The sequence below is a fragment of the Ruegeria sp. CF8 genome (assembly GCF_056537285.1).
Map to the genome: position 1 here is coordinate 623,663 of NZ_JBQFRG010000002.1, position 19,243 is coordinate 642,905.

Consider the following 19,243-nt stretch of genomic DNA (forward strand, 5'->3'; position numbering starts at 1 on the left):
TAGATTGGCCCGCCAAACCAAAGACTGGTTTTGCCGTTATTTTTAAAGGGTCGTGGCACGCGTCAGGGCGTCACCACGATGTTGCCAACATGGGCTTTCTGCATAAACGCCTCTTGCGCCTGCGCCAGGTTTTCCAACGGATAGGTCGCCGCTAGCAGAGGCTTCAGTGCCCCGGTTTCGATCATGCCCACCACACGCTGCATCGTGCCTGCCGGGCAGATGGTTGCGCCAGTCAGTTGCAGATCCTTGTAGACCAGCTGGCGCAGGTCGAATTCGGCCATTTGACCCGCGATGCAGCCTGATGTGGAATACCGGCCACCCTGACGCAAAGCGTTGATCAGCGGCATGAACATCGGTGCACCAACCACATCCAGCGCAATGTCAACCGGTCCTCCAGCCGCGTCACGAATAGCGGCTTCCAGAACAGGGGTGTTGCGGTCGATGACATGGGCCGCGCCCAGTTCATGCAGCATTTCAGCCTTCGAGGGGCTGGCAATCGCAATCACCTTGCACCCTCGCAGACGGCAAAGCTGAATAGCGGCAGAACCCACGCCGCCGGATGCGCCTGTGATCACCACAACCTCGCCCGGACGCGGAGCGGTGCGCTGCACCAGATTTTCTGCGGTCGTATAGGCGCAAGGGAAAGTGGCCAGTTCCGCATCGCTCAGGCTGCTGTTCACGGGCACCGCATTGGCCGCGCGCACCTTGGTGTATTCGGCATAACCGCCATCTGCCTCGGACCCGAAATAGCCCGAGTTTTCAGGGTTCAGCCAATCCCCATGGCTCAGCAACCAAGGATCGATCATCACCCGTTCGCCGACGCGTGCGGGATCAACGCCTTCGCCAACGGCAACGATTTCACCAGCGACGTCTGCGCCCTGAATGACAGGAAAGTTCAACGACCCGCTGCCCCAGGAGCCGTCATCGCCGCTGGCTTCGTCAAATCCATCAGCCGCGCCGCTGCCCAGAACGGCCTCCACTTTCTTGGAATACCAGGCGGTGCGCGTGTTGATGTCAGTATTGTTCAGACCACAGGCTCCAACTTTGATCAACACCTCGCCCTTTTCGGGCGTCGGCGTGGGCATGTCCCGAAATTCCAGCATGTCCAACCCGCCATGACCATTTAGTACCACGGCTTTCATCGTTTCTGGGATCATCGGGCCTGACTCCTTGCCTGAGTTGTCGGTTTCAAGCGGCGGGCACCTTATTGGTACCCGCCGGTGTTGCCTTATGCAGGGACTGCAGCAGGCGCGTCGGTGCGTGGCAGCTTGCTTTGCGGATCATAGGCAGCTTCACCCAGAATGCGGCCCTTGCGCGGCTCACCTGCAACGATCACCTCGATCTCCTGACCCGGTACGTTGGCATGCGGCTTGATATAGGCAAAGGCTAGGATCTTGCCGACGGTGTGGCCATAAGCAACCGATGCTGTAGCACCAACAACCTCACCGTTCACCTTGATCGCCTCGCCACCATGTCCGTCCTCGATCCCGTCGGGCTCGATTTCCAGATAAGCGCAGACCCAGGGCATTTCGCCCTTCTCGGATTGCTCGGCGCTGACGCGCGTGGCTTCGACACCCAGATACTCTTTGTCCAGCTTGAAGAAGCGACCCACATTGGCCTCGGGCAGCGTGACCTCATTGGTCAACTCGCCCGCACCGGGGAAGGCTTTTTCCATCCGCATCGCGTTCATGGCGAAAGAACCGTAGTTGACGATGCCATGCGGCTCGCCTGCGGCCCACAGGGCCGTGTAGACATCCACACAGGCCTCATCCGGCATGTGGAATTCCCAACCCAGCTCGCCAGCATAGGACATGCGGAACGCCCAGACCTTGTGACCGGCCACGGTGATTTCCTGCGCCGACAGCCAGCGGAAACCGGCATTGGACAGGTCCGCATCGGTGCATTGCGCCAGAACTTCGCGCGATTTCGGACCGTTAAGCGACAGGGCCGACCAGCCAGCGGAAAGAGGTGTGACGGTCACGTTCTCATCCGCGCGGTTGTGGTTCAGGTGGTCCAGCAGACGCTGTTCGAAGAAGGCCGCGCAGACCAGATAGAAGCGGTCATCCGCCATCCGAACCAGCGTGGTTTCCAACTCGATCCGGCCCCGGCGGTTCAGCATGTGGGTCAACGTGATCGAACCGGTTTTCTGCGGCATCTTGTTTGCGGTCAGACGATCCAGCAACGCATAGGCGTCCGGGCCCGAAACCTCGACCTTGGTGAAAGCGGTCACATCCATGATGCCGACGCTTTCGCGGACGGCTTTGACCTCGGCACCGACGACATCATGCACCACGTTGCGGCGGAAGCTGTAGTGATCGCGCTGCTCGACACCTTCGGTTGCAAACCAACGGGGACGTTCGAATCCATAGACTTCTTCGTAAACCGCGCCCTTGTCCTTGAGGATTTCATACAGCGGCGACGGCTTGATCGGGCGGCCTTCCAGACGGTTAAAGTGCGGGAAGGGGATCTCGTGGCGCAATTTGTAGTCTTCGTGCGCTTTGATGACCTGCCAGTCTTTCTTGGCATAGGCGCCAAAGCGGCGCGGATCGTAGTCGCGCATCGAGATGTCAGCGGCCCCGTGAACCATCCATTTGGCCAGTTCGCGGGTCAGACCCGGGCCCCAGCCGATACCGATCTGGGTACCACAGCAGCACCAGTAATTCTTGACGCCCGGCGCCGGGCCAACCATCGGGTTGCCATCCGGCGGATGGCTGATCGCACCGTGCACTTCGCGGGTAATGCCAAGCTCAGCAAAGATCGGCATCCGCTCCAACGAGTTTTCCAGCCACGGCATGACACGGTCATAGTCGGCTTCAAACAGCCAGTTTTCGTATTCCCATGGGCATTCGTCATGCCAGACCGAGTTCGAATTCTCTTTCTCGTAGATCCCGATCAGACCCTTTTTCTGCTCCATCCGGATATAGCCCGAGACCTGTTTGTCGTCGCGGATCACAGGCAGCTCAACGTCCAAATCCTGAAACTCGGGCACATTCTCGGTGACGAAATAATGGTGCGTCATCGAGGTCATCGGCAGTTGCAGATTTGACCATTCACCCATCTGGCGGGCATAGGTGCCGCCTGCGTTCACAACGTGCTCGCAGACAATCGTGCCTTTTTCGGTCTCGACCACCCACTCACCTGCATCGTTCTGCGTGATGTTGGTGGCGCGGCAGTGGCGGAAGATTTTCACGCCCTTTTGGCGGGCACCGGTGGCCATCGCCATGGTCACGTTGGACGGGTCAACGTGGCCGTCATCCGGGGTGTAAAGCGCGCCCAGAACGCCGTCGAGGTTGTAGAACGGGTGCTTTTCTGCGATGAAATCAGGCCCCACCAATTCAATGTTGAAGCCCAGAGAGCGACCGACCGAGAGGGTGTGGCGCAGCCAGTCCATTTCGTCTTCGGTATACGCCAGACGGAACGAACCGCAGCCATGCCAAGTGACGGCCTGGCCTGTCTCTTCTTCCAGAGTCTTCGAATACAGGCCAATGTTGTAGTCCACCATGCGACCCAACCCGTATGAGCTGGTCGAATGGGTGATCTGACCCGCCGCGTGCCAGGTCGATCCACTGGTCAATTCGGCCTTTTCCAGCAGGACGGTTTCTTCGCCCCAGCCTTCATGGCCAAGGTGGTAAGCAAGGCCGCACCCCATGACACCGCCACCGACGATGACAACCTTGGCGCGTTCGGGCAGTTCTTTTTTGGACATCGCAAAAATTCCTGTTCGAGAGTCGCATATTTCTATGGACTTCCTATTGCCACATATGTACCAGTGTCAACGTCAAACGGCACAAATGTACATACCGAGATTCACAATGAATGGTACAGATGTTTCAAGCGAGGTTCTGGGACGCCTGTCGCAAGAATTGTCGCTGTTGACCCCGGAAGCACAGAAAGCCGCGCGGTATGTTCTGGAAAACCCCAGAGAAGTTGGTGTTTCCACCGTCCGTGAGATAGCCAAAGCCGCCAGCGTCAAACCGAACACCGTCGTTCGTATGGCCAGACAAATCGGCTTTGAGGGCTATGGAGATTTCCGGGAACCTTTTCGTGATGAGATTCGCCGAAGCGACGTCTCATTCCCCGACCGCGCACGTTGGTTGCAGGGAATCAGCCGTTCTGGCGACCTGGGTGAGCTTTACGCAGACTTGCTGGGCTCAGCTATTCGAAACATCGAAGAAACTTTCGCCGAGATTGATGCCCGTCGCCTGCAGTCAGCAGCTGAGGCTATTTGGTCGGCTCGATCCATCTATACTCTGGGCGTCGGAGTAAACAATTCGAACGCGTCCAACTTCACGTATCTCGCCCGCACCGGTATGACAGATTTCCATGCGATCCCCCGGCCCGGATCAACAGCGATTGATGACTTGGCATGGGCGGAAGAGCAGGATGTCCTGATCGCCATCACTTGCCACCCCTATCGCACTGAAGTCGTCGAAGCGGTACAGACCGCGCGCAAGCAAGGTGTGACCGTTATCGGTATATCCGACTCGCCCGCCAGTCCGATAATCTTATCTGCACAACATAGTTTTGTTGTATCAGCAGATACCCCTCAATTCTTCCCTTCCTCCGTGTCTACAATTGCTCTGTTAGAAACGCTGCTCAGTTTTGTTATTGCAGTGTCCAGCGATGAGATCGTCGAGCGGGTCGAAAAGTTTCATATACGCCGTCATCAGCTTGGCCTTTACCAGGAGGAACACACATGAATGCCCCGCTGACCCACTCGCTGGACGCCAGCTATTACACCGACCCGGCAGTCTTTGAAAAAGAGATGAATGGTCTTCTGATGCGCACCTGGCAGTATGCTGGCCACGCTAACGACATCCCTAATGTCGGCGACTATTTCGCGTTTGAAATTGCCGGTCAGAACCTGTTTGCCATCCGTGGGCGCGACAACGTCATCCGCACGTTCTATAACGTCTGCCAGCACCGTGCGCATGAAATGGTCACCGGAACCGGCAACACGCGGGTTGTGGTTTGCCCCTACCACCAATGGTCCTACGAGCTGACCGGCGGATTGCGTGCCGGGCCCAACGTCAAGAACGTTCCCGGATTCCAGCGCGAAAAGATTTGCCTGACCGAGGTTCGGACCGAGGACTTCCTGGGCTTCATCTTCGTCAACCTCGACAAAGATGCCGCGCCTATGGACGAATGGTATCCGGGTGTGCGCGAAGAGATTGCGGAATACGTACCTGGCATAAACGACCTGGCGCCGCTGGAATGGGTCGAGATTCCGGAAAACTGCAATTGGAAAGTTTCGATCGAAAACTACTCCGAATGCTATCACTGCCCCTCGAACCACCCCACCTTTGCGGAAGGCGTTGTTAAGCCGGAAACTTACGACATTCAACCCGATGCGGGCGGCGGTTACGTGTTGCGTCACACCACGGAATGTCAGGCGTTGGACAAGATGACCTATCCAATCGACATGTCAGTTCCGCATGCAGGCGACTATCAGTCGTGGTTCCTGTGGCCCATGTTCTCGTTCCAGTGCTATCCGGGCAACGTGCTGAACACCTATCACTGGCGTGCCAACACTGTGGACACCTGCACCGTATGGCGCGGCTGGTACACCGAAGGCGGTCATGAAAGCGACGTAATCCGGGGGCTTGCCGTACAAGACCGCCAGACCACCGTCGAAGAAGACATCCGTCTTGTTGAATCCGTTCACCGTGGGCTGAAATCCAAAGGGTACGTTCCCGGCCCGCTGGTTCTGGACCCCGCCTGTGGTGTCATGAGTGAACATTCCATCGCCAAGCTCCAGCAATGGATGCGCGAGGCCGTGGAATAAAACCAAACAAAGTCAAAGAAACTTGCGCTTCGGAGGGTAATTCATTGCCCTCCGAAGTTTTGGAGATGCGCGACATGCAAGACGTTAAGCCGTATTGGCAGAACTATGTGGACGGCACCTGGATCGATGGTGGTGCAGGTCGGATCGATGTTTTCAACCCGGGAACTGGCGAAAAACTAACCGAACAGGCGCTGGCCGATGCCGGTGACGTGGATCGTGCGGTCATGGCGGCCCGCCGCGTGCATCTGTCAGGTGCGCTCAGCGATCTGCGCCCTGTGGAACGTGGTCGAATGGTACAGGCCATGGGCCGCTATTTGCTGGACAACATTGACGAGATTGCTCGGGTTCTGACCCTTGAGCAGGGTAAACCGCTTTGGGAAGCACGCGTCGAAATCGAAGGTGCGGCCCGCTATTTCGAATACTACGGCAATCAGGCAGAAACCGTCGAAGGCCGGTCCATTCCGCTTGGAGCGAACTACTTCGATTTCACCACGTATGAGCCGTTCGGTGTGTCCGCGCAAATCATCCCATGGAACTATCCTGTCGAGATGACTGCCCGGTCCTTGTCGGCAGCTTTGGCCACGGGCAATACCGTTGTCATCAAAACTCCTGAGTTGACACCTTTGACCAATGCCTGGTTTGCGCATGCTGCCGAGGCCGTTGGCTTGCCGAAAGGTGCCGTAAACATCCTTTGCGGCTTGGGTCACGAGGCAGGCGCCGCGCTTTCGGCGCATCCACACGTCAATCAGATCGTCTTTACGGGCTCGGTTCCAACTGGCATCGCAATTGCCACCGCAGCCGCACGCAACGTTGTGCCCTGCGTCCTGGAGCTTGGCGGGAAATCCGCAGCCATCGTGCATGATGATGCGGATCTGGAAGCGTTCGAAAGCGACGTACGCTGGGGGATCTATTTCAACGCAGGTCAGGTGTGTTCAGCGATGAGCCGCGTGATCGTGCATGAAAGCCGCCATGACGAACTGATCGAGCGCATATCGAACGTGGCAAGCAACCTTTCTGTCGGTCCGGGTATTGAACGGGGTGAGTTTGGCCCGAACATGGGTCCGATGGTCAGTGAAGCGCAACGTGACCGCGCGGCTGGCATGGTGTCTGATGCAATCGCAGCTGGCGCGACTGCAGCCACGGGCGGGCGTAAAATGAACATCCCCGGTGCATTTCTGGAACCAACCATTCTGACCAACGTCAACCCCGACATGAACATCGCGAATGAAGAAGCTTTTGCACCGGTTCTTTCTGTTTTGAAGTTCCGTGACGACGCTCAGGCAATCGAGATTGCAAACAGAACACCTTACGGGCTGGTCGGTGGAGTCTTCACCCGCGATATCGACCGCGCGACGCAGGCCGCACGGCAGATCCGCGCCGGTCAGGTCTTTGTCAACGAATGGTATGCCGGCGGCGTTGAAACGCCATTCGGTGGATACGGGAAATCCGGCTATGGGCGGGAAAAGGGGCGCGAAGCGCTGTGGAATTACGTCCAGACCAAGAACGTGGCTATTCGGCTGCGCAGCTAATCCACCAACTCAAAAACAATAGGGAGGAAACCCCATGCCGATAAAACCACCCGTTACCGAACTACCGATCAAAACGGCTGACAGCGGGTTCTACCGTGGCTTCACGAAAGACGTGACCATCACTGCCAAGCTGCTGATTGGTGCGCTCGTCATTTGGGCCGTGGCCTTTCCTGACAATGCCGCTTCGGTTCTGTCGGGGTTGAACTCGTTGATCCTGGCGTCGTTCAACTTCTGGTACGTCTATGTGATGGCCTTCTTCTTCCTGACCTGCATCGTTCTTGCGATCCTGCCGGTGTCGGGGCGCATGAAACTTGGCCGCCCGGAAGACCAACCTGAATTCTCGCGCTTCTCATGGTTTTCGATGATGTTCGGTGCAGGGATCGGTATCGGGATGCTGACCTATGCAACCGGTGAGCCGATCTATCATTTCCAGACCAACCCAGACGTCATCCAGGGCCTGGCAGAAGGATCCACGCAAGAGGCCGTGCGTTCGGCCTATAAATGGTCTTTCTCACATTGGGGCCTGCATGCCTGGGCCAGCTACGCAATTGTTGGACTTGCGCTGGCCTATTTTTCGTTCAGGCGTGGCCTGCCGCTGACCATCCGGTCGGCACTGACACCGATTTTCGGAAAATCCCTGTCTGGCCCGTTGGGTCACGTCATCGACGTAGTTGCCGTTGTCGCAACCGTGCTGGGTGTTGCGCAGACGCTTGGCTTTGGCGTCAACCAGTTCATTGCGGGGCTGCATCGGATCGGTGTCGGGGATTGGCTTCTGACTGACGCGGGTAATCCGACAAAAGTGGCGATCGCCGTCGCGCTGTTGATCATTGTTGGTGCGTCCACACTGTCGGCGTTGTCTGGTGTCGGTAAAGGCATCAAATGGCTCTCGAACATCAACATGGCGCTCAGCTTCGCTTTGCTTGCCTTCTTCCTGTTCTTTGGCTCGACCTTCTTTGGGTTGCAGGCGCTATTTGTCGGCATCTACGACTACCTAATCGCAACACCAGCGCTCTTGTTTACCGTCTGGAACAGCGATGGGGTGGATGGATCGGTCGCAAGCCAACTGGCCGGATGGCAGGGCAGCTGGACCGTGTTCTATTGGGCGTGGTGGATTGCATTTGCACCCTTTGTAGGCGTCTTCCTGGCGCGCATTTCCAAGGGCCGAACCATTCGCGAATATGTGCTTGGCGCGGCAATCGTACCGTCCGTCATGTGCTTTGTCTGGTTTGCTCTGGTTGGCGGTACAGCGATCGAGCTTGAGCTTTCGGGCGTCGCGGACAATGCGATCATCGGAACCGGCCTTTCAGATCAGCTTTTCGCGACCCTTTCGGTCATGCTGAGCGAAACCATGGCCTGGGTGTTTGCGATCATGGTCGTCGTGCTGTTGCTCACTTACCTGGTGACCTCGGCGGACTCGGCGGTGCTGATCATCAATACCATCAATGCCGCTGGCGACGAAGGACCCAAAGCACGCCCACACATCCTGTTCTGGGGTGCTGCCCTGGCGTTGGTCGTGGGCGCATTGCTGATGATTGGTGGCCTCGGGGCGATCCAGACAGCCATGATCATCGGCGCATTGCCATTCAGCGTGGTCATGGTTCTGATGGGAATTTCGGTCCTCAAAGCAATCTGGCGGGACAGCCAGCGCGAAAAGATGGGCCTGCCGGTCTTTGAAGATGTAGAAACCGAAGCGACCCCGGCAGAATAGTCAAATCAATCCGGGCCGGTCATGGTATCGGCCGGCCCGTTCACCAAAGGAGAACGAAATGGACGACAACCTGTTCGAACACGGCCTGAAACAGCGTAAATCCACGCTGGGCGCCGAGTATGTTGAAAAGAACCTTGCAGCCGCGGACGACTTCACCCGCCCATTCCAAGAGGCCATGACCGCATGGTGCTGGGGTTTTGGCTGGGGTGACGACACGATTGACCACAAGACACGGTCCATGCTGAACCTCACCATGATCGGCGCACTTGGCAAGATGCATGAATGGGAAATTCACTGCAACGGCGCTCTGAACAACGGCGTGACCAAAGAAGAAATCCGCTCGATCATTCACGTGATCGGTATTTATTGCGGTGTCCCGCAGTCGCTGGAGTGTTTCCGCGTCGCACGTAAGGTGCTGACCGAACGCGGCCTGCTGGACTAAACTCGCGTCACGATTTTCTTCGCTTCAGTTAAAGGGTCCTTGCACACAATGGGGACCCTTTTTCTTTTTGAAAAAGAACCACCAGAGCGGCAACCGCGTCAGCCTCAAAAACCGCGCTGCGCAAGGCTGGTCCAGAACGCAATTCCGTATCTGATCGCTTCATCGTTGAAATCATAGGACGGATTATGAAGCGGCATTGCATTGTTCCCGTCCAACCCGTTTCCCATGAGGATAAACGCGCCGGGGCGATGCATGAGAAACTCGGCAAAATCCTCTGAGAAACCAACCCGGCCAAATTCAGCATCAAGCGTACCAACTTTGCCAGCTGCGCCCGAGATCGCATCAGTGGCTTTGGCATCGTTTACCAATGGACGAAACGATGTGGAGTAATCGACCTCTGACACCGCCCCTTGTGCCGTACTAACGCCGTCGACAATGGCGCGCATTCTACGCTCGATGCAATCCGACACATCTTTGGAAAACCCCCTGCAATCCCCGCGTATGGTGACATTGCTCGGCAGGATGTTGCGTGCACCGTCTGTCAGGAATTCTGTAATTGAAACCACACCATGCTCCCGAGGCGGCAGGGAACGCGAAACGATAGATTGCAACTGCATGACAATCGCCGCCCCGGTCACGATCGGATCGATGCCCTTCTCTGGCATGGAAGCATGACCCCCCTGCCCCTGAATGCGGATTTCAAAATTGTCCTCGAACGCGCAGAAAGGCCCCGCCTGGGTTGCGAAATGCCCAAGTTCCATTCCCGGCATGTTGTGAAGCCCAAAGATTGCAGACATTGGGAATCGTTCGAACAGATCGTCAGCGATCATCGCGGCGGCCCCATTTCCGTTCTCTTCATCCGGCTGGAAAATGAAATGAACGGTCCGGTCCAACGATGTGTCTGCAGCAAGCGCCAAAGCAGTACCAAGCAGCATTGTGCTATGCCCGTCATGACCGCAACCGTGGAACTTGCCCTCTATATTCGACCGGTAAGGCAAATTGGTCATTTCGTGAATTGGCAGCGCGTCCATGTCGGCACGAAACCCGATTGCGGTCTCATCAGGCCCACGGCGCAAGGTGGCAACAATTCCGGTTCGACCCACACCTCGGGTGACCTCGAGCCCGGCGCGCTCCAACTCGGCCGCAATCAAATCGGGGGTCCGGTCAAGGTCGAACCCGGTTTCCGGATGGGCATGAAGATCACGACGAAACGCAACAAGATCAAGCATCAGAAACGCCCCCTTCGGACAAGATGACCAATGGCAAATTATCGTCACCCTCAAGGCAGGCGGCCAGCCCGGCTGCTCCGGATGGCGTGGTCGAGAAACCTAATTCAAAGGCGCTGTTTACAGCGTTCTGCGCCTGTCGGTCACTGATTGTAACCCAATCGTCTGCACAGCGCTTCAAGATATCCAAAGCCAACATGGATGGCGTTTTGCAATCCAAACGCCCCATGTTTGAGACGGGCCCTTCAACTGTGACGATTTCTCCAGCTCGGGCGCTTTCCTTCAGACAGGGTGCAGCATCTGGTTCAACAACTGTGATCTTTGGCTGCACCGGCCAGTTCGACCGGATCATATAGGCAATGCCCGCGGCCAGCCCGCCAACACCCGCCTGCAGGTACACGTGGCTCGGCCAATTTGCGGACACTTCCAAATCGTTGCGCATTTCTTCGGCAATGACGGTATAACCCTCCATCACCAATCGCGGAGGCTCGGTATATCCCGGCCAGGATCCATCGGCGAGATGGATGGCACCGGTTGCCTCGGCGTCGGCGATGGCTGCGACGACGCTTGCCTCATAATCATCCCCGGATCGAACAACATCTGCGCCCTTTGCCCGAAGACGAACGGCAAATTCTTCGGGGACTGTTTCGGCAAGATGAATGCGCGCTGCCGCACCAAAGAGGCGCGCTCCAGCCGCCACAGCCATGCCGTGATTACCTGCACTGGCACACACAAAAGTCATCGATCCTGCCGCGTCCTTTACCGTGTCGCTAAGAAAGGCGCTGGGTTTCAAAGAGTGAACAACACGCGCTTCAATCAGCTTGGCAACAGCGTAAACACCGCCCAGAGCTTTGAACGCACCCAGGCCCATCCTGTTGGTTTCATCCTTGATGAGGATGGATCGCCCCCGGAATCTGCGGGTCTCCAACGGGCTTTGTCTGTAAACGGGGCATTCCGCCAGCAGAGCCAGCGGTTTTTCTGCATCGAGTATCGTGGTGTGTTCCATGCACCAAGTTTTACGCGCAATTCGTGATCTATTATGGTCAATTTTGATAACACTACGAGAAAATTTCTCAAACAAGGGTAGCACATTGTGAAAATCGATCACTTCGACCGCCACTTGCTGCGATTGATGCAAAGTGACGCAAAAATGGGTCTTGATGCTCTTGCATCAGAAACAGGCTTGTCGGTCGCTTCAGTACAACGTCGGCTCAAAGCGCTCAGAAACTCTGGTGCCATTCAATCAGAAGTCGCAATAGTTGACCCCAAGAAGGTGGGCGTCGCGATGAGCTTCATTGTCATGGTTGAATTGGAGCGCGAACGTCAGGATCAGATCGACTCCTTTTCGCGACAGGCACAGTCCGATCCCATGGTGCAGCAGTGCTATTACATCACAGGTGACGCGGACTTCTGCCTGATCTGTACGGCGCGTGATATGGATGATTTTGAAGAGCTTACCAAAAAGCTGTTCTTCGACAATTCAAACGTCCGCCGGTTTCGCACCTCTGTTGTGATGGGGCGAAAGAAAGTCGGTTTGGGCATTCCTGTAAGAGATCAGGACACAGGTTAGGGCCAAATGCGTTTCCGGTATCGGTGGGAGGCAAAGACCAAGATCGCGCGTGCGCATTTGATTTGGTCTTTGCCTTGTCACTTCATTTACGCCGCCGCAATCTGGCTTGCTTTCTCAACCAGCACTTCCGCTTGGCGGATCGAGGCGTAGTCGATCAACCGGCCGTCCAAAGATACGGCTCCTTTCCCATCCGCTTCGGCCTCGGCCATGGCGACAAGAATACGCTGAGCCTTGGTCACTTCGGCGTCGGACGGCGACATAACTTCGTTTGCCAAGGCAATCTGGCTGGGGTGGATTGCCCATTTCCCTTCGCACCCCAAAACAGCAGCACGTTTGGCGGCAGCTTTATAGCCGTCAGGGTCCTGGAAATCTCCGAACGGCCCGTCGATTGGGCGCAGGCCGTTGGCGCGGGCAGCGACCACCATACGCGCCAGCGCATAGTGCCACATGTCGCCCCAATGCGTCAGGCGGCCCCCATCGGCATCCGCATCGGTCAGCACTGAATAATCGGGGTTCACACCGCCGATAATGGTCGTCCTGGCCCGAGTCGACGCTGCATAATCGGCAACACCAAAATGAAGGCTTTCGTTGCGCTTCGAAGCGGCAGCAATCTCGCTTACGTTTTGCATACCCAGCGCAGTTTCGATGATGTGTTCGAACCCGATCCGCTTGTTGTAACCCTTGGCATCCTCGATTTGCGTGACCAGCATATCAACAGCATAGACGTCAGCAGCTGTGCCGACCTTGGGGATCATGATCAGATCCAGCCGAGCGCCAGCCTGTTCAACAACGTCCACCACATCGCGGTACATGTAGTGGGTGTCCAGCCCGTTGATGCGTACCGACATGGTCTTGTTGCCCCAGTCGATGTCATTCAACGCCTGAATGATGTTTTTGCGGGCCTGTTCCTTTTCGTCCGGTGCGACGGCATCTTCCAGATCCAGGAAGATAACGTCCACATCCGATTTTGCCGCTTTTTCAAACATTCCGGGTTGGCTGCCGGGAACGGCAAGCTCGCTGCGGTTCAGACGGGCTGGGGCTTGTTCAATAGAATGAAAACTCATGTGTTGGGTCCTTGGCCTTACAAGTTCGGATAGATTGGGAAGCGGGCGCAGAGGTCTGCGACCTCGGCTTTGACCTTGGCTTCGACGGCGCCGTTGCCGTCTTCGCCATTGGCAGCCAGGCCGTCGACCACTTCGATGATCCAATCGGCGATCTGGCGGAACTCGACCTCGCCAAAGCCGCGGGTGGTGCCGGCGGGCGAACCCAGACGGATGCCCGAGGTAATGGTCGGCTTTTCGGGGTCAAACGGCACGCCGTTCTTGTTGCAGGTGATATGGGCCCGGCCCAGGGCCTTTTCGGTCGCGTTGCCCTTCACGCCTTTGGGGCGCAGGTCGACCAGCACCACATGGGTGTCAGTGCCGTGGGTCACCGTGTCCAGACCACCTTTGATCAGCTGATCCGACAGCGCCTGCGCGTTGGTGATGACTTGGCTGATATAGGTTTTGAACTCGGGCCGCAGGGCTTCGCCAAAGGCCACGGCCTTACCAGCGATCACATGCATCAGCGGGCCGCCCTGAATGCCGGGGAAGATCGCCGAATTCACTTTCTTAGCGATATCTTCATCATTGGTCAGGATCATACCCCCACGCGGGCCGCGCAGGGTCTTGTGCGTGGTCGTGGTCGCCACATGCGCGTGCGGGAAGGGGCTGGGGTGTTCGCCTGCCGCCACCAGACCGGCGAAATGCGCCATGTCCACGTGCAGATAGGCGCCCACCATGTCGGCGATCTGACGCATGCGGGCAAAGTCGATCTGGCGTGGGATGGCTGAGCCGCCCGCGATGATCAGCTTGGGCTGGTGCTCTTTCGCCAGCGCCTCGACCTGATCATAGTCCAGCATGTTGTCTTCTTTGCGGACGCCGTATTGCACCGCGTTGAACCACTTGCCCGACTGGTTCGGGCGCGCGCCGTGGGTCAGGTGACCACCGGCATCCAGGCTCATGCCCAGAATGGTGTCACCGGGCTGGATCAGCGCCTGGAACACACCCTGGTTGGCCTGAGAGCCCGAGTTCGGCTGCACATTGGCAAAGCCGCAGCCAAACAGTTCTTTGGCCCGGTCGATGGCCAGGTTCTCGGCAATATCGACAAACTGACAACCGCCATAATAGCGCCGACCCGGATAGCCTTCGGCGTATTTGTTGGTCATGACCGAGCCCTGCGCTTCCATCACGGCGGCAGAGACGATGTTCTCGGATGCGATCAGCTCGATCTCGTCGCGCTGACGGCCCAGCTCGGACGTGATCGAGTCGAAAAGCTCAGGGTCACGGTCCGATAGGGACTGGGTGAAAAATCCGTCTGTACGGTGCGGCGCATTCACGGGGCAATTCTCCTGTGGGAAGGTGTCGATGCAGTCCTCAGGGCCGCATCGACAAATTCGATTGGTATGTTGGGTGGGTCAGATCACCCGATCGCGTGGCTCTCGGCCTTCAAAGAAGTCACTCAGGTTATCCAAAACCCTGAACCCCATTGCCTCACGCGCCTCGCGGGTGGCGCTGCCAAGATGCGGCAGCATCACGAGGTTGTCGCATTGCAGCAGATCTGCACAGATACGGGGTTCACCATCGAACACATCCAGTGCTGCACCACCGATCATGTCGAACATCAGCGATTGGACCAGCGCCCGTTCGTCGATGACTTCACCACGCGCCGTGTTGATCAGGAACGCGTCGGGTTTCATAAGGTCCAGCCTGCGCGCATTGATCATGTGGTGGTTCGCAGCCCCGCCGGGGCAATGAAGTGAGACGAAATCGCATTGCGGCAACAACTCATCAATTGACGTGACCTGAGTGGCATTGCACCGCGCCAATACAGCCGGGTCCACCGGGCTGCGGTTATAGACCAGCACGTCCATGCCAAAGCCGTGATGCGCACGGCGGGCCATTTCCTGACCGATGCGCCCATAACCGATGATGCCAAGCGTCTTACCGCTGACTTTAGTCCCCACCAGATGCGTGGGCCGCCAACCGGTCCAGTTGCCGGAACGCAGCTCGCGTTCGCCCTCACCCGCCCGACGCGCCACCATCAGCAGCAGGGTCATGGCAATATCTGCGGTGCATTCTGACAGAACATCAGGCGTGTTCGTCACGGTCATACCCAGTTCGCGGGCAGACGGCTCACAAATGTGGCTGTAGCCGACCCCATAATTGGCAAGGATTTTTGTCTGCGCACCAGATACGTCCAGCGCCTCGGCGCTCAGCTTATCCGTTACAGTCGGCAGTACTGCGTCATAGGATTTCAACGCCTGCCGGATTTCAGACGGGGACAAGGGCTTGTCCCCGGTGTTCAGTACGGTGTTATAGTTCTCGGCCAACTGCGCCTCGACGGCAGCAGGCCAGCGACGGGTCACAAGAACCGAAGGTTTGACCATCACGCAGCCTCCATCACACGCGCAATTGTTTCACCAATCACGGCAGGGTTTTCCGCCACAGTCACTCCAGCGGCAGACAGGATTTCGACCTTCTCGCTGGCGCTTTCGCCAAAGGCCGAAATGATCGCACCCGCATGGCCCATGGTCCGCCCTTTCGGAGCAGTCAGGCCCGCAACATAGGCGATCACCGGTTTGGTGATGTGGTCACGGATATACTCTGCCGCCTCGGCTTCCTGTGGGCCGCCAATCTCACCAATCATGGCGATGACATGGGTGTCTTCGTCGTCTTCGAACCGTTGAAGGATGTCCTTGAACGATGACCCGTTGATGGGGTCGCCCCCGATCCCGACGCTGGTTGAAACACCAATCCCGCGCTCTTTCAGCTGCGCTGCGGCCTCATAGCCCAGCGTGCCCGAGCGACCGATGATCCCGACATGTCCGGGCAGGTAGATGTGACCCGGCATGATGCCCAGTAACGCTTTGCCCGGCGAAATCGTGCCCGCACAGTTCGGACCGGTCAGAACCATACGTTTGTCCTTGGGGTAGCGGTACATGTAGCGTTTCACCCTGATCATGTCTTGCGCCGGGATACCGTCGGTGATGCAAACGCAGTACCGGATACCGGCATCCGCTGCTTCCATGATCGAATCTGCCGCAAACGGAGGAGGAACGAAAACAAGGCTGGCATCTGCGCCGGTCGCCTCAACGGCTTGTTTGACGGTGTCAAAAACCGGAACACCTTCGACGGTTTCGCCGCCCTTACCGGGTACGACGCCGCCCACGACATTTGTGCCATATTTCAGCATGTCCTTGGTATGAAACCGCGCCATCCGGCCTGTGATGCCTTGTACGATGACACGCGAGTCGCGATCGAGAAGAATGCTCATTACACAGCCCTCATCTTGGTGCCTTGGGTAAGGTCGTTTTTCCATGCGCCCACGGCGCGTTCCGCCGCTTCCATCAGTGTTGTCGCGCGGATTATCGGAAGGCCCGACTTGGCGAGGATCTTCTGGCCTTCTTCGACATTCGTTCCGGCCAGCCGAACCACGACAGGAAGGTCGATATCCAATTCCTTCAACGCCTGAACGACGCCCTCTGCCACCCAATCGCAGCGGTTGATGCCTGCGAAAATGTTGACGAGGATGGCCTGAACATTGGTGTCAGACAGAACCAACCGAAACGCCTTGGCGACCCGTTCTGGCGAAGCCCCGCCGCCGATATCCAAGAAGTTGGCAGGCTCACCACCGGCCAGCTTGATCGTGTCCATAGTGGCCATCGCCAGACCGGCACCGTTGACAATGCAGCCGATGTTTCCGTCCAAACCCACGTAGGACAGCCCCCTGTCCGCCGCACGGCTTTCACGCGGGTCTTCCTGGCTTTTGTCGCGCAGCTCGGCGATCTGCGGGTGACGGAACAGTGCGTTGTCGTCAAAGCTCATCTTCGCATCCAACGCCAGAACGCGGTCGTCGCCGGTGATAACCAGTGGGTTGATCTCGACCATGGTAGCATCCAGGTCACTGAACGCGGCGTAACACCCCTGTAGTGTGCGCACCATTTGCTGGATCAGCTTGGGTTCAAGACCAAGCTTGAACGCAATCTCACGCGCCTGGAATTCCTGAAGCCCGACTGCTGGTTCCACGATGGATCGCACGATGCTGTCCGGGCGGTCGGCCGAGATGTCTTCGATCTCCATCCCACCTTCTGACGAGGCGACAATCATCACCCGTTGGCTGGATCGGTCAAGAACAAAGCCCAGATAAATCTCGCGATCAATCGGCACGGCGGCTTCGACGTAAACACGGTAGATGCCTTTGCCTTCCGGGCCCGTTTGATGCGTGACCAGCTTGCGACCGAACAGGTCATCGCAGGCCTGATAAATCTCGTTTTCAGTGTTGCAAAGCTTGACGCCTCCGGCCTTGCCGCGCCCACCAGCGTGGACCTGTGCTTTGACGATCCATTTGTCGCCGCCCAACTCGCGCGCCCGATAGGCCGCCTGTTCCGGGCTGTAGGCAAGCGCGCCCGCAGGGACGTCCACCCCGAAATTGGAAAGAAGTTCTTTCGCTTGGTATTCATGAATATCCATCTGCAATCCTCCCGTTCATGCAGTGTGGTTAAGCAGCGATTGAAGTGCCGTAGCGGCTTTCAAGCAAAGCCTCGATCGCATCCTGATCGACCTCTCCGCCCAGCTCTCGCAGGGCTTCGGCGAACAGACGTACGATCCGGCTGACCGAGTCCCGGTTCAACTGATTGAGGATACCGATCCGGACCTGTACCGGTGCGCTGAGTGTCGGCCAGATGCCAAATCCCCGTGCGCGGCAGTTCTGGACCAGCTCCATCTCGCGCCCGGCCAGTTCAGGCGGCAGGTTCAGCACGACGAGGCTGGGCATGTCCGAAGTCACTTCGCAGCCCATTTCGATCACCGCATCGCGCAGGACCTTTTCGTGTGTGCGGTAGGCCATGGCCCGCTTTGCCAAACTTTCTTGCAGGGTCAGACGCAGGGCTTCATGAAACGCCGCAACGGCATAACCCGAATGCGTCCGGTGATAGGTGCCTTTTTCTACGTCTTGCCCATCGACAATACCCCAATGGCGCGCTTCAAAGATCGGATTGTGAACATAGGAATACGCGCCTGACGCCTTCAGACTTTCGATGTAGGCATCCGTAAAGCTGACCGGCGCGTAGGTCAGCGGCAGGCAGCACAGACCTTTTTGCGGGCAAGACGCCCACCCGGCGATACCGGGGTAATCATCAATCGAAAAGTCATCGGCACCCAGCGACGACACCGCGTCGATCAGACCCAAGGCACCATTGCGTTCACAGGCGTCCGAAAAACCGCGCAGATCGTTGACGCGTCCGGATCCGGTTTCCCAATGGGCCATGAACGCCCATTTGGGCTTGTGCTCAGACAAAGCTGCGTCAACCAGTTCACCTGTCACCGGCTGACCGTGCGGAACCTCGATTACGGTGACACTGGCGGCTTGCGGGTCAAGCGGGTTGGATGCGTGTTCCTGAGGTGTAGCCGCCTTGATCCGCAGGGTCAGAGCGTCGATACCCGAGAATGTCCCGTTGGCAAACGCCACAACCTTGTCGCCAGGCATGACGGCAGAGAACATCGCGTCCAGAGCGCTCCAACCGGTGCCTGCGACCGCAAAAGTATACGTGTTGGACGTGCCCCATATCTTTCGCAGCATGTGTTTGCACTCGATCATGCCCCGCAGAACGTCACCCTGCATGTGATCTGCCACGCCAGCGCTGCTGAAGGCGCGCAGGACACGGGCGTCAGTGTTGCCCGGCCCCGGGCCAGCGGCCAATGTCTCGGGGATCTCAAGAGGAGGGAAAATCTGAAAAGTCATCGTCTGTCATCCTCGGCGTTGGTCGGGCTCTTGGACCCGTCGTGTTTCGTTGCCGGACAGAAAACGCCGCCTTGCGCGATGACGCAACGTAACTTACTACTGCTTTAGGATGGCCAAAAGGATGGGGAAATTCCCACCCGAATTGGTAAAAATACCAAGGTATACTGAATTTTTACCTACCCGTTTGGGTGGGAAATCGCGAA

16 protein-coding genes are annotated in these 19,243 nt (G+C 57.5%); 6 read left to right on the forward strand and 10 right to left on the reverse strand.

What is annotated here, in order from left to right; translation table 11 throughout:
* Window positions 1-62: 62 nt before the first annotated feature.
* Both ACR0EV_RS07400 and ACR0EV_RS07405 read right to left on the reverse strand, forming a co-directional pair.
* Window positions 63-1,157, reverse strand: coding sequence for an alcohol dehydrogenase family protein (locus ACR0EV_RS07400; RefSeq protein ID WP_480799506.1), 1,095 nt, complete (start codon window positions 1,155-1,157; stop codon window positions 63-65).
* Between the two features lie 71 nt (window positions 1,158-1,228).
* A complete protein-coding gene (locus ACR0EV_RS07405; RefSeq protein ID WP_480799507.1) occupies window positions 1,229-3,706 on the reverse strand; it encodes an FAD-dependent oxidoreductase in 2,478 nt (825 codons plus the stop codon).
* Between the two features lie 106 nt (window positions 3,707-3,812).
* On the opposite strand from ACR0EV_RS07405, the gene ACR0EV_RS07410 reads away from it, so the two are divergent.
* From ACR0EV_RS07410 to ACR0EV_RS07430, 5 genes are all read left to right on the forward strand, one after another.
* Complete coding sequence (locus ACR0EV_RS07410; RefSeq protein ID WP_480799583.1) at window positions 3,813-4,700, forward strand: MurR/RpiR family transcriptional regulator; 888 nt, start codon at window positions 3,813-3,815, stop codon at window positions 4,698-4,700.
* The gene (locus tag ACR0EV_RS07415; RefSeq protein WP_171095334.1) at window positions 4,697-5,785 is read left to right on the forward strand and encodes an aromatic ring-hydroxylating oxygenase subunit alpha; all 1,089 of its coding nucleotides are present in this window, start codon (window positions 4,697-4,699) and stop codon (window positions 5,783-5,785) included. The genes ACR0EV_RS07410 and ACR0EV_RS07415 overlap by 4 nt, the downstream gene beginning before the upstream one ends.
* Window positions 5,786-5,859: 74 nt before the next feature.
* The gene (locus ACR0EV_RS07420; RefSeq protein ID WP_480799508.1) at window positions 5,860-7,314 is read left to right on the forward strand and encodes an aldehyde dehydrogenase family protein; all 1,455 of its coding nucleotides are present in this window, start codon (window positions 5,860-5,862) and stop codon (window positions 7,312-7,314) included.
* Between the two features lie 34 nt (window positions 7,315-7,348).
* A complete protein-coding gene (locus tag ACR0EV_RS07425) occupies window positions 7,349-9,022 on the forward strand; it encodes a BCCT family transporter (protein WP_480799509.1) in 1,674 nt (557 codons plus the stop codon).
* Window positions 9,023-9,080: 58 nt separating this feature from the next.
* The gene (locus ACR0EV_RS07430) at window positions 9,081-9,464 is read left to right on the forward strand and encodes a carboxymuconolactone decarboxylase family protein (protein WP_171095340.1); all 384 of its coding nucleotides are present in this window, start codon (window positions 9,081-9,083) and stop codon (window positions 9,462-9,464) included.
* A 104-nt stretch (window positions 9,465-9,568) separates the two neighbouring features.
* Here ACR0EV_RS07430 and ACR0EV_RS07435 read toward each other — a convergent pair whose 3' ends face one another.
* Both ACR0EV_RS07435 and ACR0EV_RS07440 read right to left on the reverse strand, forming a co-directional pair.
* Window positions 9,569-10,693 (reverse strand): amidohydrolase, encoded by a 1,125-nt coding sequence (locus tag ACR0EV_RS07435; RefSeq protein ID WP_480799510.1) that lies wholly within the window; start codon window positions 10,691-10,693, stop codon window positions 9,569-9,571.
* Window positions 10,686-11,696, reverse strand: coding sequence for a pyridoxal-phosphate dependent enzyme (locus ACR0EV_RS07440; RefSeq protein WP_480799511.1), 1,011 nt, complete (start codon window positions 11,694-11,696; stop codon window positions 10,686-10,688). The genes ACR0EV_RS07435 and ACR0EV_RS07440 overlap by 8 nt, the downstream gene beginning before the upstream one ends.
* 87 nt (window positions 11,697-11,783) lie before the next feature.
* Here ACR0EV_RS07440 and ACR0EV_RS07445 point away from each other — a divergent pair, with 87 nt between their 5' ends.
* On the forward strand, window positions 11,784-12,260 hold the full coding sequence (locus ACR0EV_RS07445) for an Lrp/AsnC family transcriptional regulator (RefSeq protein ID WP_480799512.1): 477 nt from the start codon (window positions 11,784-11,786) through the stop codon (window positions 12,258-12,260).
* An 86-nt stretch (window positions 12,261-12,346) separates the two neighbouring features.
* On the opposite strand, the gene ACR0EV_RS07450 is transcribed toward ACR0EV_RS07445, so the two are convergent.
* The 6 genes from ACR0EV_RS07450 to ACR0EV_RS07475 all read right to left on the reverse strand — a co-directional run bounded on the left by ACR0EV_RS07450 (window position 12,347) and on the right by ACR0EV_RS07475 (window position 19,040).
* A complete protein-coding gene (locus tag ACR0EV_RS07450; RefSeq protein ID WP_171669743.1) occupies window positions 12,347-13,324 on the reverse strand; it encodes an HpcH/HpaI aldolase/citrate lyase family protein in 978 nt (325 codons plus the stop codon).
* Between the two features lie 17 nt (window positions 13,325-13,341).
* Window positions 13,342-14,637 (reverse strand): serine hydroxymethyltransferase, encoded by a 1,296-nt coding sequence (gene glyA / locus ACR0EV_RS07455; RefSeq protein WP_480799513.1) that lies wholly within the window; start codon window positions 14,635-14,637, stop codon window positions 13,342-13,344.
* Window positions 14,638-14,715: 78 nt separating this feature from the next.
* The gene (locus tag ACR0EV_RS07460; protein WP_480799514.1) at window positions 14,716-15,687 is read right to left on the reverse strand and encodes a 2-hydroxyacid dehydrogenase; all 972 of its coding nucleotides are present in this window, start codon (window positions 15,685-15,687) and stop codon (window positions 14,716-14,718) included.
* Window positions 15,687-16,574 (reverse strand): succinate--CoA ligase subunit alpha, encoded by an 888-nt coding sequence (gene sucD, locus ACR0EV_RS07465; RefSeq protein WP_171187157.1) that lies wholly within the window; start codon window positions 16,572-16,574, stop codon window positions 15,687-15,689. The genes ACR0EV_RS07460 and sucD overlap by 1 nt, the downstream gene beginning before the upstream one ends.
* A complete protein-coding gene (locus ACR0EV_RS07470; RefSeq protein ID WP_171187159.1) occupies window positions 16,574-17,770 on the reverse strand; it encodes a malate--CoA ligase subunit beta in 1,197 nt (398 codons plus the stop codon). Before ACR0EV_RS07470 ends, sucD begins: the two co-directional genes overlap by 1 nt.
* 28 nt (window positions 17,771-17,798) lie before the next feature.
* Entirely contained in the window at window positions 17,799-19,040 is a 1,242-nt protein-coding gene (locus ACR0EV_RS07475; protein ID WP_480799515.1) for a pyridoxal-phosphate-dependent aminotransferase family protein, read from the reverse strand.
* Between the last annotated feature and the right edge of the window lie 203 nt (window positions 19,041-19,243).